Origin of the sequence: Peptoniphilus sp. HMSC075B08, assembly GCF_001815405.1 — a bacterium.
GTDB classification, from domain to species: domain Bacteria; phylum Bacillota; class Clostridia; order Tissierellales; family Peptoniphilaceae; genus Peptoniphilus_A; species Peptoniphilus_A harei.
The window spans coordinates 1-382 of record NZ_KV820424.1 but is presented as its reverse complement, the minus strand read 5'-3'; the positions used below and the strand labels follow the sequence as shown (position 1 = coordinate 382).

1 pseudogene is annotated in these 382 nt (G+C 27.0%); it reads right to left on the bottom strand.

Annotated features, from left to right (window positions below):
* A pseudogene (locus tag HMPREF3023_RS00005) lies at nucleotides 1-382 on the bottom strand (recombinase family protein); the annotation flags it as partial.

The following is a 382-nucleotide window of genomic DNA, read 5'->3' as shown; positions in this document are numbered from 1 at the left end:
CTCCTGTTTTGAAATAGAATGTTAAGTCATAAGGATGAACTGTTCCGTCTTTATCAATTCTACCCACTACGACTTTATCAACTATGCTTTCGAATACTGTTCTATTAAATTCCTCTATAATTTCTTTGTTTTCTAAGACCTTTTTAAATTGCTTTAGTCTTTCTTTAATAGAGTTTTCATCTTTGATAGTTAGCTCTAGTGTTTTCTTTTCATCAAGTAATTCTTCTTTTTGTTTTGTAAGTTTTTTATACTTTTTAGCATAAACTTCTTCGTCTATACTATCTTCTAAATGAAGATCAACTAACTTTCTTTCTTGACTAATGATTCTGTTTAATTGGTTTTCTATCTTTTTCAAATCTTTGACTAAAGTATTATCATTTAT